Consider the following 14,865-nt stretch of genomic DNA (forward strand, 5'->3'; position numbering starts at 1 on the left):
TCCTTAAAGATCCAGCCCAGCCGCTACGTGGCGAATGCCGCGAATCGCTAAACCCGCATCAGCGTTGATCATCACACCGCTTAATGCGCGATTATTGCGCCGCGATGTCAACATCACATACGGCCCCGTAAAATCCGCCGGTTGCGGGAAAAATTGCAGCGGTAAAATGGCGGCAATTTTCTCCGGCGTCAGAGACTGCATTATCGAGGTTTCACTTTGCCCGAGCGCCTGTGGGCCGCGCAGGTCGCTGGCCATACCACACGGGCCGACGCCATTCACCCGCACTTTCGGTGCCAGTTCATAAGCCAGTTGGCGAATAAGTCCGGTTGCGGCATGTTTACTGGCGGTGTACAGCGGGCCACCGCCGCCAGGATACCAGGCGGCATTTGACAGTGTGAAAATCATGCTGCCTTCACTGGCGATTAACGCCGGAGCGCAGGCTTTTGCGCCCAGCAGGTAACCGAGAACATTGACGTTAAACAGCTCGTGGAAGCCGGTTTCGAGCGTCTCTGCGGGAGTATTAACCAGTGAGGCATTGTGATCCCAGATGCCTGCATTGCCGATAAAACAATCCAGCTTGCCGGAACGAGTCAGGATCTGATCGACCGCGCGTTGATAATCGGCATAACAGGTCACGTTACCTTCCACCGCCAGAATATGTTCGCCAAATCGCTGACGCAGACTGGCGACTTTTGCCGCCGACAGTTCCAGCGTGGCAACCTGCGCGCCTTCTTCGATAAATCGCTCGACCAGCGCCAGCCCTAATCCCGATCCGCCGCCGGTAATAAAAATGGACTCGTTATGCAGATCGCTCATGGCTGCGCCTCCGGTAAGTCGATGAAAATGTCACCACCTTCAACGTGTACTGGATAAGTGGTGAGCGGATCGGTGGCGGGCAGGCATAACGCTTTCCCCGTTTTCAGGCAAAAACTGGCGGCGTGTAGCGGGCACTCCACCGTGGCGTCATCTTCCAGATACCCTTCTGACATTGACGCATTACCATGGCTGCAACGATCGTTAATGGCATAAAACTCGCCGCCAACGTTGAACAGGGCGATGACGGGCGAGGTATCGATCCGGAGAGCCTCACCCTCCGGCACATCCGCAACGGGACACGCATAAATTCGATTCATCAGAACAGTACACTCAGGTTATGGGAAGTGATTACCGCTTGATCCAGGACGATATCCCGTTCCAGCAAGCGCCAGTTGTCATCTTCCAGACGGCGAACTTTGTCGAAACGCGTTCCAACATAGAATGTTTCATCGCGCTCTTTTTGTGCCCGATAAAGCAGATAATTTACCCGCACAGCAAATACGTTTGGGATGTCGGTTTCGCTTATCTGGCAGTTGCTGATTAAGTGACGGGTGCGTGACGGCGGCTCTTCTGCCCAGGCCATGCCCGTTTCCAGACGGGCGATTCGCCGCTCCAGCTGGTCTTTGGTGTCATTAAAAATCCAGGTTGTCGGTGGCTGGACGCCTTTGCGGCGGTCGCGTGTTTGCGCGTTAACTGTGGTGCGCATGGTGTAACGAATCTCTTCGTCGAGCTGCGCCAGCCAGTCACGAAATTTCCAGTCGTCCAGTAAGCTGGCTTCGTGAAAGAGAAACTGGCTAATGCGGTGATGTAACTCTAGTGAAACTTGCGCACTCATTTCATCACCTCCTGCTGGTAAGCGGCGGTTTTATCGAGCACTTCCTGCCAGCTTTCGCTACTCAGAAGATCGGCCCAGCGTTGGTACATTCCACGAGCGGCAGTTTCTGAAAAGATATAGTTAGTAATGCCAGGAATGCCGTCGTCGCGGCGCTTTTCCTGACCAAGCCCCATTTCCAGACACAGTTTGCTGTTGCGGGCGCGGTGGCCTTTAAGCAATTTCTGGATTTCACACCAGTTCTCCGAGTCATCCTGCTCGAGAAAACCAGCAGGACCAAAAGCACGAGTGGCGCTGTTTTCAAAAGCGGCTTTAACTTCATCGGAGGCGGCTTTGTCAGTAATACAGAACGCCCACACTTCAACTTGATCAGGGCCGCGCGGATGCCAGACGCGGAGTGTGGCAGTGCCGTTTAGCCATGAAAGCGTGGGGAAAATATTGTTATGACCCGCCAGGCGCAGGGCGCGAACTTCACCTAAACGTTGTTCTGCTTCGGCATAGGTTTCGCGGTAATAGCTTGAAACTGCGCCATCGACCCAGACATTAGCATCCGGTTTTTCAGTAAAGAAGAAACCGCTACCGTGACCGTCCTGACCAAATTGCAGCGCATCTTTGGCGGTTTCCCACACCGGGCGGGCGGTTTGTCCATCACCGAGGCGCTTATCGCTGCCATCATCTTTCGCCCCTAATACCTGAACGGCAGAAGCATGGCTGAACAGAGCATGATACTGGTCACTGGCGAACTGCTCTGCCGGGAATTTCCAGTTACAGTTGATCACCCACTTTTGTACGCCGCCGACAATTTCGGTGCCGCCTTCGCGACGATCCAGCATGCCATCCAGATACCAGGCAATGTCACCCAGGTAATCACGCAGGCCCGGTGCGCTGGTATCCCAGTTGCCAAAAATTAGCCCTTTATAACTCTCCACACAAGGAACTTCGTTTAGTCCCCAGTGGGATTTACACAACCCTTGTGGGTAGGCGCGAGGTTCCAGCGGTACATCGATCAACTCGCCGTTAATGCCATAAGACCAGCCGTGATACGGGCAGGTAAAGGCGCGAGTGTTGCCGCAATCTGCATAACTCACACGCATGGCCCGGTGGCGGCATTGGTTGAGAAACGCCTTGATGCTGCCGTCTTTCTGACGCACTACGACAACCGCATCTTCTCCCATGTAGGTGTTAAAGAAATCACCGGGTTTTGGGATCTGGCTTTCGTGGGCGAGAAATAGCCAGCAACGACCGAAAATACGCTCAAGCTCCAGTTGGTAAATATCCGGGTCGGTATAAATACGCGGAGTGACCCGACCATTTTGGGTGTCAATCAGTTGGTAAATGTTCAAATCTGAGGGTGTGGTCATATTTTTTAATCCTGAAAGATAAGATGTATTGACCTTCTATTTTTGTGCCATAAGGATGTTGCTGGTTGGTTGCTAATATGTGAAATAGTTAATTTCTACCAGCTGAGACGTTTTTTCGATAACAAGGGGAAGGTGATGGAACTACGGCATTTACGCTATTTCGTCGCAGTGGCGCAGGCACTGAACTTTACCCGTGCGGCGGAAAAACTGCATACCTCACAGCCTTCGTTAAGCAGCCAGATCCGCGATCTTGAAAACTGTGTCGGTGTTCCGTTACTGGTGAGGGATAAGCGCAAAGTCGCGTTGACGGCGGCGGGAGAATGTTTTCTCCAGGACGCGCTGGCAATCCTCGAACAAGCGGAAAATGCCAAATTACGGGCGCGGAAAATTGTTCAGGAAGACAGACAATTAACCATTGGCTTTGTGCCATCGGCGGAAGTGAATTTACTGCCAAAAGTATTACCGATGTTTCGTCTCAGACAGCCAGACACCTTGATTGAGCTGGTGAGTTTAATCACCACGCAACAGGAGGAAAAAATTCGCCGTGGTGAACTCGACGTCGGCTTAATGCGCCATCCTGTTTATAGCCCGGAGATTGATTATCTGGAGCTTTTTGACGAACCATTAGTGGTTGTGTTACCGGTTGATCACCCTTTAGCACATGAAAAAGAGATCACCGCCGCGCAACTGGATGGCGTGAATTTCGTCAGTACCGATCCGGTGTATTCCGGTTCGCTTGCGCCGATCGTTAAAGCGTGGTTTGCGCAAGAAAACAGCCAGCCAAATATCGTCCAGGTGGCAACGAATATTCTGGTGACCATGAATCTGGTGGGCATGGGGCTGGGCGTCACTTTGATACCCGGTTATATGAATAATTTTAATACCGGACAGGTTGTTTTTCGTCCCATTGCCGGAAATGTGCCTTCCATTGCTTTACTGATGGCGTGGAAGAAAGGGGAGATGAAGCCGGCATTACGCGATTTCATCGCCATTGTGCAGGAACGTTTGGCAAGCGTAACGGCATAATTACGCATTATTTTTGCAACATGCGTCGCGGATCTCAGTTTTTTAGTGCTTGTGAACTGGCGTTACAGACATCGGGAAGCAGGCTCGAATATTCTTATTTTTCAACTTGCACCAACATTCGATTAACCCCAGACTAACGCCTCCTGACGGGAGGGACTCATGGTTTTGCAATCCACGCGCTGGTTGGCGCTCGGCTATTTCACATACTTTTTTAGTTACGGCATTTTTCTACCTTTCTGGAGCGTCTGGCTTAAAGGGATTGGTTTAACGCCAGAAACCATCGGCCTGTTATTGGGGGCAGGTCTGGTTGCCCGTTTCCTCGGGAGTTTGCTCATCGCGCCCCGCGTCAGCGATCCTTCCCGCCTGATTTCCGCCTTGCGCGTGCTGGCACTGCTGACACTTCTCTTTGCTGTCGCCTTCTGGGCGGGGGCGCACGTAGCGTGGCTGATGCTGGTGATGATTGGCTTTAACCTCTTTTTCTCACCACTGGTACCGTTGACCGATGCACTGGCGAATACGTGGCAAAAGCAGTTCCCGCTTGATTACGGCAAAGTGCGACTGTGGGGCTCGGTGGCGTTTGTCATTGGCTCGGCGCTGACGGGCAAACTGGTCACTATGTTTGATTATCGGGTGATCCTCGCGCTGTTGACGTTGGGCGTGGCATCCATGCTGCTCGGCTTTCTCATCCGTCCGACGATTCAGCCACAAGGGGCAAGTCGCCAGCAGGAGAGCACCGGTTGGTCTGCGTGGTTGGCGCTGGTTCGCCAGAACTGGCGCTTTCTGGCCTGCGTTTGTTTATTGCAGGGGGCACATGCGGCCTATTACGGTTTTAGCGCCATTTACTGGCAGGCAGCTGGCTACTCGGCCTCGGCGGTGGGGTATTTGTGGTCGCTGGGCGTGGTGGCGGAAGTCATTATCTTTGCGCTGAGTAATAAACTTTTCCGCCGTTGTAGTGCACGCGATATGCTGTTGATCTCGGCGATTTGCGGCGTAGTGCGCTGGGGCATTATGGGAGCAACTACGGCGTTGCCGTGGTTGATAGTGGTGCAAATTCTGCATTGCGGCACCTTCACGGTCTGCCACCTGGCCGCCATGCGTTATATTGCTGCTCGCCAGGGTAGCGAAGTCATCCGTTTACAGGCGGTTTACTCTGCCGTCGCGATGGGCGGCAGTATCGCTATCATGACCGTTTTCGCCGGTTTCCTGTATCAATATCTGGGCCACGGCGTGTTCTGGGTAATGGCGCTGGTGGCGCTTCCGGCAATGTTTTTGCGCCCGAAAGTTGTTCCCTCATGCTGATTCGAGCATTTTGCGGATCTGCTCCTGTTGATGTGTTGTCAGCGTCAGGTCCGTATAGATCAGCGGTGGTGAAAAGAGCGGTAATGGCATGGTATAAGGCGCAATAATCAGTGCCGCGCCACGCGGAGCGCCTGTCTGCAAAAATGCCTTTACCGACATATGCTTAATGTTGAGCGGCAGTAACGTTAGTTCGCGTAACTGCTGCTCAATCTGCGCTTCTCGCTCGCTATCATTCCCGGTAAGAAGAATAATCTGTTTTTCATGCAGATCGTTTTCCTGCATTAGCCAGGCACCGAAAATCACCGCGACCAGACCACTTTCCTCATCAGAAAGATGGACGCCGTATTCACTTTCAAATCCGGCCAGCGCCGCGCGGGTGGTGCGCACCAGGCGTGGGTACAGTCTGGCGAACTCTTCCGGCAGGGTATTATCAATACCGATGGCAAACAAACTGCGATTTAACGCCTGGGCGAGGTGGGTATAAAGCTGATCACATAACCCCTGTTCATCATAAAAACGAACATTTCCCAGCTCACGAAAATGGTTTACCAGACGTTTGATAGACTGACGCAATTGTCTGTCCCGCTGATGCGCATCCCGCAATGGATCGGGAACCCGCAACATGGAAAAAAGTAGTGCCATAAACAGTGGCTCATCAGGTGGTACAGGCTGGAGCGCCCGACGCTGCCAGTGGCGTCCAATTTCCTGCGCTACCTGAAATTCAAGGCAGGATTCCGCCCAGCGACGTTGGAGCGGATTAAACTGAGGCGTAATTCCAGCGTGGTGCTGCAGCAAACAATATTGCAGATACAGACACAGGAAATGAATATCGCGCGATTCAAAGCGTTTTTGCAGCCGTCGGGAGCAGAGATTCACTAACGCTTGTAGATTGGTATCGTCGTAAAAGTTACGCGCAATTCCGCGCCGCTTCAGTTCACTCTTCAGGGCGGGGGTGAATTGGCTGGTAATAAATGACGGACACAGACGGAAACCACGTCGTAGCCAGTGAAATAAACACAAACGTTGGTTAAGCACTGTACCTTCAACCCGGTAGCTACCGTCATAACCAGTCGTCAGTGTGAGTTGATGATAGCGCAGGATCTCCCGTCCTGTTTCGCTGATATCAAGACTGGCAATATCATCATCCACACCATTAAGCTCGCTGAAGGTTGCCATGGTGGCGGTCAACCCCGGCTGAAAGAGCGTCAGCAAGATCTGGCAGCGGCGCTGGGGAGCCGAAAGGACAGATGGTGGAGCAAGCGTAGGCATCATCTGTAGATCTCCCATAAGCATAATTGATAAGAATAGCTAAAGTTTGCTCAAGGAAATGGCGAAGGGAATGCTAATCATCAGAAATGTTGGCAAGCGTCACAGAATTTTTCTCATCTTAAACTGTTCTGACCAGTGGATTAGCATGTCTTAAGGTGGTTTTGTGAATGATTATCGTGCTAGCGATCATGGGTTAGTTCTGCGGATTCAACGCGCTAAGGATAAAGTCCACCATCTGTTCGCGATAAACATCGCCGTGACGATCGGAAAAAGCATCAATGTGTTCGCCATCCGGGATTAGGATCAACCGTTTTGGCTCTTTTGCCAGGCTATACAACTTTTCGCTGTGCTGCCATGGGATAACGTGATCAGCTTTACCGTGAATGAGTAAAAGCGGGATCGGGCTGACGCTGGCGATATAATTTTCGCCGCTGTAACTCTCATCAAGTAAGTAGCCACTGCCGGGGATCATTTGGTTGGCGATGGTTGCATAAGAGGCAAATGTGGAGTCGAGGATCACCGCACGTATGCCTTCACGATCACCCCGACCAATAACATCCAGAATATTCGCCCCGCCAATACTCTGCCCGAACAGCACCAGACGTTGTGGGTTTACATCACTGCGATGGCGCACCACATTGATGGCACTTTGCGTATCGTCCAGCAATCCGGCCTGGGACGGCGTGCCTTTTGATTTACCAAACCCGCGATAATCAAACATAAAAACGTTGAAATTACGCTCGGGTAACCAACTGACCAGCGGCCAGTGGGCGGACATATTTCCGGCATTGCCGTGAGCATGAATGATGGTTGCGATGGCGTTGTCAGCAGGGCCCGTCGAAGAAGGGATAAACCAGCCTTGCAGACGAGTACCGTCCTTAGCCGTAAATTCGACGGATTCCGCCGACCAGGGATCGGGACCGTAAATTTTATCGTCGGGATAATAGAAGAAGTTGATGGCAACGCGCGGCACTAAATAAACGCAGAAGGCAACAACAAAGAGAATAAACAGAATTTTGGGAACGCGTTTGTTCACTGGCAGTGCCATAACCTTTCCTTGCGACTTCTTTATCATCCATTAATCGGGGAAAGATGGTGGGAGAGTGACGAAAGAAAGTAAAGCAGTGAGGAAGTATTTCGGAATAGCGCCTGAAAGGCGAGGGCGGGTGAGTGATATCACCCGCCTGAGTCATTAACGCTTCAGAGCGTCGCTTAACTCGTCACGCATGTTCGCCAGCATGGCTTTAACAACGCGCGGGTTACCAGCAACGATGTTACCGGTCAGCATGTAGTTATGACCACCGGTGAAGTCGCTGACGATGCCGCCCGCTTCACGAACCAGCAGCTCGCCTGCGGCGAAGTCCCACGGGCGCAGACCGATTTCAAAGAAACCGTCAACACGACCCGCAGCGACGTAAGCCAGATCCAGCGCCGCAGAACCGGTACGACGGAAGTCTGCACATTCGTTGAACAGTTTGCCGACGATGTTGATGTAGGTAGTGGCGTACTGTTTTGCTTTGAACGGGAAGCCGGTCGCCAGAATAGTACCGTCGAGATCGCGAGCGGTGCTGCCGCGCAGTCGGTAGCCGTTCAGCTGTGCGCCCTGACCGCGAGTGGCGGTGAACAGTTCGTTACGCATAGGATCGTATACCACAGCAACTTCGGTGCGGCCTTTGATACGAACAGCGATAGATACCGCGAAGTGCGGCAGACGTTTGATAAAGTTGGTAGTGCCATCCAGTGGATCGATAACCCATTGAACATCCTGATCAGTACCTTCAAGTTCACCGCTTTCTTCGGTGATGATGGTGTGCTGTGGGTAAGATTTACGAATCGTGTCGATAATCACCGCTTCGGCAGCTTTATCTACGTTGGTCACGAAATCGTTACTGCCTTTCTGGCTCGCTTCTACAGCGTCCGGGGTTTCATAGTTTTTGGCAATTAAATTACCCGCCTTGCGCGCTGCGCGCACGGCGATGTTCAGCATCGGATGCATCGGTCTCTCTCACTGGATGTTAAAGAACGGGAAAACGGCGCAGAGTATAGCAGCGAGATCGGCATCTGTCTTCGTTTTATGATAAGATGCGTGAATAATCTTTAGATGAAGAAAGACAATGCTGCAAAATATTCGAATTGTGCTGGTGGAGACGTCACACACCGGCAATATGGGTTCTGTTGCCCGTGCCATGAAAACAATGGGATTAACCAATCTGTGGCTGGTTAATCCACTGGTGAAACCCGACTCCCAGGCGATTGCCCTGGCAGCAGGGGCCAGCGATGTGATTGGTAATGCTCACATCGTCGATACGCTCGACGAAGCGTTAGCCGGTTGTAGCCTGGTGGTGGGCACCAGCGCACGTTCCCGCACGCTGCCATGGCCGATGCTCGACCCGCGCGAATGCGGCCTGAAAAGCGTCGCTGAAGCGGCAAATACCCCGGTGGCGCTGGTGTTTGGTCGCGAGCGCGTCGGCTTGACCAATGAAGAGTTGCAGAAATGCCATTATCATGTCGCGATTGCGGCTAACCCGGAATACAGCTCGCTGAACCTGGCGATGGCGGTTCAGGTTATTGCCTATGAAGTGCGCATGGCCTGGCTGGCAACTCAGGAAAACGGCGAGCAGGTCGAGCATGAAGAGACGCCGTATCCGCTGGTCGATGATCTGGAGCGTTTTTATGGTCATCTGGAACAAACGCTGCTGGCAACCGGTTTTATCCGTGAAAACCATCCGGGGCAGGTGATGAATAAATTGCGCCGTCTGTTTACCCGTGCGCGCCCGGAAAGCCAGGAGTTGAATATCCTGCGCGGGATTCTGGCTTCTATTGAGCAGCAGAATAAAGGTAACAAGGCCGAATAACAGCCGTTGCCTGATGCGACGCGTAATGCGTCTTATCAGGCCTACAGTGAACAGAACCGTAGGTCGGATAAGGCGTTCACGCCGCATCCGACAGCCGTTGCCTGATGCGACGCGTAATGCGTCTTATCAGGCCTACAGTGTACAGAACCCCAGGGCGGATATGGCGTTCACGCCGCATCCGACAACAGGTACAAACGCCACGATAAAAAAATGGCACTGAAGGTTAAATACCCGACTAAATCAGTCAAGTAAATAGTTGACCAATTTACTCGGGAATGTCAGACTTGACCCTGCTATGCAATACCCCCACTTTTACAATAAAAAACCCCGGGCAGGGGCGAGTTTGAGGTGAAGTAAGACATGAGACTGACATCTAAAGGGCGCTATGCCGTGACCGCAATGCTTGACGTTGCGCTCAACTCTGAAGCGGGCCCGGTACCGTTGGCTGATATTTCCGAACGTCAGGGAATTTCCCTTTCTTATCTGGAACAACTGTTTTCCCGTCTGCGTAAAAATGGTCTGGTTTCCAGCGTACGTGGACCAGGCGGTGGTTATCTGTTAGGCAAAGATGCCAGCAGCATCGCCGTTGGCGAAGTAATTAGCGCCGTTGACGAATCTGTAGATGCCACCCGTTGTCAGGGTAAAGGCGGCTGCCAGGGCGGCGATAAATGCCTGACCCACGCGCTGTGGCGTGATTTGAGCGACCGTCTCACCGGTTTTCTCAACAACATTACTTTAGGCGAACTGGTTAATAACCAGGAAGTGCTGGATGTGTCTGGTCGTCAGCATACTCACGACGCGCCACGCACCCGCACACAAGACGCGATCGACGTTAAGTTACGCGCTTAATAAAAAGAATTCAGAATCAGGCCGGAGTGCTAAATACTCCGTAAACACGGTCGTACATCCAGCCGGTAGCCTGATTCCTTGCATTGAGTGATGTACGGAGTTTATAGAGCAATGAAATTACCGATTTATCTCGACTACTCCGCAACCACGCCGGTGGACCCGCGTGTTGCCGAGAAAATGATGCAGTTTATGACGATGGACGGAACCTTTGGTAACCCGGCCTCCCGTTCTCACCGTTTCGGCTGGCAGGCTGAAGAAGCGGTAGATATCGCCCGTAATCAGATTGCCGATCTGGTCGGCGCTGATCCGCGTGAAATCGTCTTTACCTCTGGTGCAACCGAATCTGACAACCTGGCGATCAAAGGTGCAGCCAACTTTTATCAGAAAAAAGGCAAGCACATCATCACCAGCAAAACCGAACACAAAGCGGTACTGGATACCTGCCGTCAGCTGGAGCGCGAAGGTTTTGAAGTCACCTACCTGGCACCGCAGCGTAACGGCATTATCGACCTGAAAGAACTTGAAGCAGCGATGCGTGACGACACCATCCTCGTGTCCATCATGCACGTAAATAACGAAATCGGCGTGGTGCAGGATATCGCGGCTATCGGCGAAATGTGCCGTGCTCGTGGCATTATCTATCACGTTGATGCAACCCAGAGCGTGGGTAAACTGCCTATCGACCTGAGCCAGTTGAAAGTTGACCTGATGTCTTTCTCCGGTCACAAAATCTATGGCCCGAAAGGTATCGGTGCGCTGTATGTACGTCGTAAACCGCGCGTACGCATCGAAGCGCAAATGCACGGCGGCGGTCACGAGCGCGGTATGCGTTCCGGCACTCTGCCTGTTCACCAGATCGTCGGAATGGGCGAGGCCTATCGCATCGCAAAAGAAGAGATGGCGACCGAGATGGAACGTCTGCGCGGCCTGCGTAACCGTCTGTGGAACGGCATCAAAGATATCGAAGAAGTTTACCTGAACGGTGACCTGGAACACGGTGCGCCGAACATTCTCAACGTCAGCTTCAACTACGTTGAAGGTGAGTCGCTGATTATGGCGCTGAAAGACCTCGCAGTTTCTTCAGGTTCCGCCTGTACGTCAGCAAGCCTCGAACCGTCCTACGTGCTGCGCGCGCTGGGGCTGAACGACGAGCTGGCACATAGCTCTATCCGTTTCTCTTTAGGTCGTTTTACTACTGAAGAAGAGATCGACTACACCATCGAGTTAGTTCGTAAATCCATCGGTCGTCTGCGTGACCTTTCTCCGCTGTGGGAAATGTACAAGCAGGGCGTGGATCTGAACAGCATCGAATGGGCTCATCATTAATCGGTATCGGAATCAGGAGAATTTATAATGGCTTACAGCGAAAAAGTTATCGACCATTACGAGAATCCGCGTAACGTGGGTTCCTTTGACAACAACGACGAGAACGTCGGCAGCGGCATGGTGGGGGCACCGGCCTGTGGCGACGTGATGAAGTTGCAGATTAAAGTCAACGATGAAGGTATCATTGAAGACGCGCGTTTTAAAACTTACGGCTGCGGTTCCGCTATCGCTTCCAGCTCCCTGGTCACCGAATGGGTGAAAGGGAAGTCTCTCGACGAAGCGCAGGCGATCAAAAACACCGATATTGCTGAAGAACTTGAACTGCCGCCGGTGAAAATTCACTGTTCTATTCTGGCAGAAGACGCGATCAAAGCCGCCATTGCGGACTATAAAAGCAAACGTGAAGCAAAATAAGAGTTGAGGTTTGGTTATGTCGATTACACTGAGCGACAGTGCAGCAGCGCGAGTAAATACCTTTCTGGCTAACCGCGGTAAAGGGTTTGGCCTGCGTCTGGGCGTGAGAACCTCCGGGTGTTCAGGTATGGCTTATGTACTGGAATTTGTTGACGAACCGACGCCGGAAGACATCGTGTTTGAAGACAAAGGCGTGAAAGTCGTGGTCGATGGCAAGAGCCTGCAATTTCTGGACGGTACGCAGCTGGACTTCGTAAAAGAAGGCCTGAACGAAGGGTTTAAATTCACCAACCCGAACGTCAAAGATGAGTGTGGTTGCGGCGAAAGCTTCCACGTTTGATGCGCATACCGATAACCCCACCGTGGTCGCCTGCGCGTGGGGTTTGTTTTACCTGATTCGCCGTTATCGCGGCGGATCGCAGCCCTGAGAATGTTATGGATTACTTCACCCTCTTTGGCTTGCCTGCCCGCTATCAACTCGATACCCAGGCGCTGAGCCTGCGTTTTCAGGATCTACAACGTCAGTATCATCCTGATAAATTCGCCAGCGGAAGCCAGGCGGAACAACTCGCCGCCGTACAGCAATCTGCAACCATTAACCAGGCCTGGCAAACGCTGCGTCATCCGTTAATGCGCGCGGAATATTTGCTTTCTTTGCACGGCTTTGATCTCGCCAGCGAGCAGCATACTGTGCGCGACACCGCGTTCCTGATGGAACAGTTGGAGCTGCGCGAAGAGCTGGACGAGATCGAACAGGCGAAAGATGAAGCGCGGCTGGAAAGCTTTATCAAACGTGTGAAAAAGATGTTTGATACCCGCCATCAGTTGATGGTTGAACAGTTAGACAACGAGACGTGGGACGCGGCGGCGGATACCGTGCGTAAGCTGCGTTTTCTCGATAAACTGCGAAGCAGTGCCGAACAACTCGAAGAAAAACTGCTCGATTTTTAATTTCTGGAAGCTAAACATGGCCTTATTACAAATTAGTGAACCTGGTTTGAGTGCTGCGCCGCATCAGCGTCGTCTGGCGGCCGGTATTGACCTGGGCACAACCAACTCGCTGGTGGCGACAGTGCGCAGCGGTCAGGCCGAAACGTTAGCCGATCATGAAGGCCGTCACCTGCTGCCATCTGTTGTTCACTATCAACAGCAAGGGCATTCGGTGGGTTATGACGCGCGTACTAATGCAGCGCTCGATACCGCCAACACAATTAGTTCTGTTAAACGCCTGATGGGACGCTCGCTGGCTGATATCCAGCAACGCTATCCGCATCTGCCTTATCAATTCCAGGCCAGCGAAAACGGCCTGCCGATGATTGAAACGGCGGCGGGGCTGCTGAACCCGGTGCGCGTTTCTGCGGACATCCTCAAAGCACTGGCGGCGCGGGCAACTGAAGCCCTGGCAGGCGAGCTGGATGGTGTAGTTATCACCGTTCCGGCGTACTTTGACGATGCCCAGCGTCAGGGCACCAAAGACGCGGCGCGTCTGGCGGGCCTTCACGTCCTGCGCTTACTTAACGAACCGACCGCTGCGGCTATCGCCTACGGGCTGGATTCCGGTCAGGAAGGCGTGATCGCCGTTTATGACCTCGGTGGCGGGACGTTTGATATTTCCATTCTGCGCTTAAGTCGCGGCGTGTTTGAAGTGCTGGCAACCGGCGGTGATTCCGCGCTCGGCGGCGATGATTTCGACCATCTGCTGGCGGATTACATTCGCGAGCAGGCGGGCATTCCTGATCGTAGCGATAACCGCGTTCAGCGTGAACTGCTGGATGCCGCCATTGCAGCCAAAATCGCGCTGAGCGATGCGGACTCCGTGACCGTTAACGTTGCGGGCTGGCAGGGCGAAATCAGCCGTGAACAATTCAATGAACTGATCGCGCCACTGGTAAAACGAACCTTACTGGCTTGTCGTCGCGCGCTGAAAGACGCGGGTGTAGAAGCTGATGAAGTGCTGGAAGTGGTGATGGTGGGCGGTTCTACTCGCGTGCCGCTGGTGCGTGAACGGGTAGGCGAATTTTTCGGTCGTCCACCGCTGACTTCCATCGACCCGGATAAAGTCGTCGCTATTGGCGCGGCGATTCAGGCGGATATTCTGGTGGGTAACAAGCCAGACAGCGAAATGCTGTTGCTTGATGTGATCCCACTGTCGCTGGGCCTCGAAACGATGGGCGGCCTGGTGGAGAAAGTGATTCCGCGTAATACCACTATTCCGGTGGCCCGCGCTCAGGATTTCACCACCTTTAAAGATGGTCAGACGGCGATGTCTATCCATGTAATGCAGGGTGAGCGCGAACTGGTGCAGGACTGCCGCTCACTGGCGCGTTTTGCGCTGCGTGGTATTCCGGCGCTACCGGCTGGCGGTGCGCATATTCGCGTGACGTTCCAGGTCGATGCCGACGGTCTTTTGAGCGTGACGGCGATGGAGAAATCCACCGGCGTTGAGGCGTCTATTCAGGTCAAACCGTCTTACGGTCTGACCGATAGCGAAATCGCTTCGATGATCAAAGACTCAATGAGCTATGCCGAGCAGGACGTAAAAGCCCGAATGCTGGCAGAACAAAAAGTAGAAGCGGCGCGTGTGCTGGAAAGTCTGCACGGCGCGCTGGCTGCTGATGCCGCGCTGTTAAGCGCCGCAGAACGTCAGGTCATTGACGATGCTGCCGCTCACCTGAGTGAAGTGGCGCAGGGCGATGATGTTGACGCCATCGAACAAGCGATTAAAAACGTAGACAAACAAACCCAGGATTTCGCCGCTCGCCGCATGGACCAGTCGGTTCGTCGTGCGCTGAAAGGCCATTCCGTGGACGAGGTTTAA

The 14,865-nt window shown here is 53.1% G+C and carries 16 protein-coding genes; 9 read left to right on the plus strand and 7 right to left on the minus strand.

Annotation, left to right across the window (positions count from 1 at the left end; translation table 11 throughout):
* Positions 1 to 3: 3 nt before the first annotated feature.
* The 4 genes from hcaB to hcaE are packed head-to-tail and all read right to left on the minus strand — an operon-like array spanning position 4 to position 3,009.
* Positions 4 to 816: a 3-phenylpropionate-dihydrodiol/cinnamic acid-dihydrodiol dehydrogenase gene (hcaB, locus tag KXD89_RS05845; protein ID WP_001281379.1), complete on the minus strand. Its 813-nt coding sequence runs from the start codon at positions 814 to 816 to the stop codon at positions 4 to 6.
* Positions 813 to 1,133 carry a bifunctional 3-phenylpropionate/cinnamic acid dioxygenase ferredoxin subunit gene (locus KXD89_RS05850; protein WP_001080102.1) on the minus strand — a complete coding sequence of 107 codons (321 nt, stop codon included), beginning with the start codon at positions 1,131 to 1,133 and terminating at the stop codon, positions 813 to 815. Before KXD89_RS05850 ends, hcaB begins: the two co-directional genes overlap by 4 nt.
* Complete coding sequence (gene hcaF / locus KXD89_RS05855) at positions 1,133 to 1,651, minus strand: 3-phenylpropionate/cinnamic acid dioxygenase subunit beta (protein ID WP_001276072.1); 519 nt, start codon at positions 1,649 to 1,651, stop codon at positions 1,133 to 1,135. The genes KXD89_RS05850 and hcaF overlap by 1 nt, the downstream gene beginning before the upstream one ends.
* Positions 1,648 to 3,009 carry a 3-phenylpropionate/cinnamic acid dioxygenase subunit alpha gene (gene hcaE / locus KXD89_RS05860; RefSeq protein WP_000211172.1) on the minus strand — a complete coding sequence of 454 codons (1,362 nt, stop codon included), beginning with the start codon at positions 3,007 to 3,009 and terminating at the stop codon, positions 1,648 to 1,650. Before hcaE ends, hcaF begins: the two co-directional genes overlap by 4 nt.
* Positions 3,010 to 3,144: 135 nt before the next feature.
* Between hcaE and hcaR the strand changes: the two genes are divergently transcribed.
* Positions 3,145 to 4,035 (plus strand): DNA-binding transcriptional regulator HcaR, encoded by an 891-nt coding sequence (hcaR, locus tag KXD89_RS05865; RefSeq protein WP_000423261.1) that lies wholly within the window; start codon positions 3,145 to 3,147, stop codon positions 4,033 to 4,035.
* A gap of 159 nt (positions 4,036 to 4,194) precedes the next feature.
* Positions 4,195 to 5,334 (plus strand): 3-phenylpropionate MFS transporter, encoded by a 1,140-nt coding sequence (locus tag KXD89_RS05870; protein WP_000244193.1) that lies wholly within the window; start codon positions 4,195 to 4,197, stop codon positions 5,332 to 5,334.
* Here the strand turns inward: KXD89_RS05870 and csiE are convergent.
* From csiE to suhB, 3 genes are all read right to left on the minus strand, one after another.
* Positions 5,326 to 6,606 carry a stationary phase inducible protein CsiE gene (gene csiE, locus KXD89_RS05875; protein WP_000982994.1) on the minus strand — a complete coding sequence of 427 codons (1,281 nt, stop codon included), beginning with the start codon at positions 6,604 to 6,606 and terminating at the stop codon, positions 5,326 to 5,328. The genes KXD89_RS05870 and csiE overlap by 9 nt on opposite strands.
* 190 nt (positions 6,607 to 6,796) lie before the next feature.
* Positions 6,797 to 7,651 carry an alpha/beta hydrolase gene (locus KXD89_RS05880; RefSeq protein ID WP_001297705.1) on the minus strand — a complete coding sequence of 285 codons (855 nt, stop codon included), beginning with the start codon at positions 7,649 to 7,651 and terminating at the stop codon, positions 6,797 to 6,799.
* A gap of 144 nt (positions 7,652 to 7,795) precedes the next feature.
* Positions 7,796 to 8,599, minus strand: a complete 804-nt coding sequence (gene suhB, locus KXD89_RS05885; RefSeq protein ID WP_000553451.1) for an inositol-1-monophosphatase — start codon at positions 8,597 to 8,599, stop codon at positions 7,796 to 7,798.
* A gap of 118 nt (positions 8,600 to 8,717) precedes the next feature.
* On the opposite strand from suhB, the gene trmJ reads away from it, so the two are divergent.
* The 7 genes from trmJ to hscA all read left to right on the plus strand — a co-directional run bounded on the left by trmJ (position 8,718) and on the right by hscA (position 14,865).
* Positions 8,718 to 9,458, plus strand: coding sequence for a tRNA (cytosine(32)/uridine(32)-2'-O)-methyltransferase TrmJ (gene trmJ / locus KXD89_RS05890; RefSeq protein WP_000940019.1), 741 nt, complete (start codon positions 8,718 to 8,720; stop codon positions 9,456 to 9,458).
* Positions 9,459 to 9,818: 360 nt separating this feature from the next.
* Positions 9,819 to 10,307 (plus strand): Fe-S cluster assembly transcriptional regulator IscR, encoded by a 489-nt coding sequence (iscR, locus tag KXD89_RS05895; protein ID WP_001241357.1) that lies wholly within the window; start codon positions 9,819 to 9,821, stop codon positions 10,305 to 10,307.
* 111 nt (positions 10,308 to 10,418) lie between these two features.
* On the plus strand, positions 10,419 to 11,633 hold the full coding sequence (gene iscS, locus KXD89_RS05900; protein WP_001295373.1) for a cysteine desulfurase: 1,215 nt from the start codon (positions 10,419 to 10,421) through the stop codon (positions 11,631 to 11,633).
* 27 nt (positions 11,634 to 11,660) lie between these two features.
* Complete coding sequence (gene iscU / locus KXD89_RS05905; protein ID WP_000331707.1) at positions 11,661 to 12,047, plus strand: Fe-S cluster assembly scaffold IscU; 387 nt, start codon at positions 11,661 to 11,663, stop codon at positions 12,045 to 12,047.
* Between the two features lie 16 nt (positions 12,048 to 12,063).
* Positions 12,064 to 12,387, plus strand: a complete 324-nt coding sequence (gene iscA, locus KXD89_RS05910; protein WP_000028953.1) for an iron-sulfur cluster assembly protein IscA — start codon at positions 12,064 to 12,066, stop codon at positions 12,385 to 12,387.
* A 95-nt stretch (positions 12,388 to 12,482) separates the two neighbouring features.
* Positions 12,483 to 12,998, plus strand: coding sequence for a co-chaperone HscB (gene hscB, locus KXD89_RS05915; protein WP_000384413.1), 516 nt, complete (start codon positions 12,483 to 12,485; stop codon positions 12,996 to 12,998).
* Between the two features lie 16 nt (positions 12,999 to 13,014).
* Positions 13,015 to 14,865 (plus strand): Fe-S protein assembly chaperone HscA, encoded by a 1,851-nt coding sequence (gene hscA / locus KXD89_RS05920; protein WP_001196613.1) that lies wholly within the window; start codon positions 13,015 to 13,017, stop codon positions 14,863 to 14,865.

The sequence above is a fragment of the Escherichia sp. TC-EC600-tetX4 genome (genome assembly GCF_019356055.1).
Lineage (GTDB): Bacteria > Pseudomonadota > Gammaproteobacteria > Enterobacterales > Enterobacteriaceae.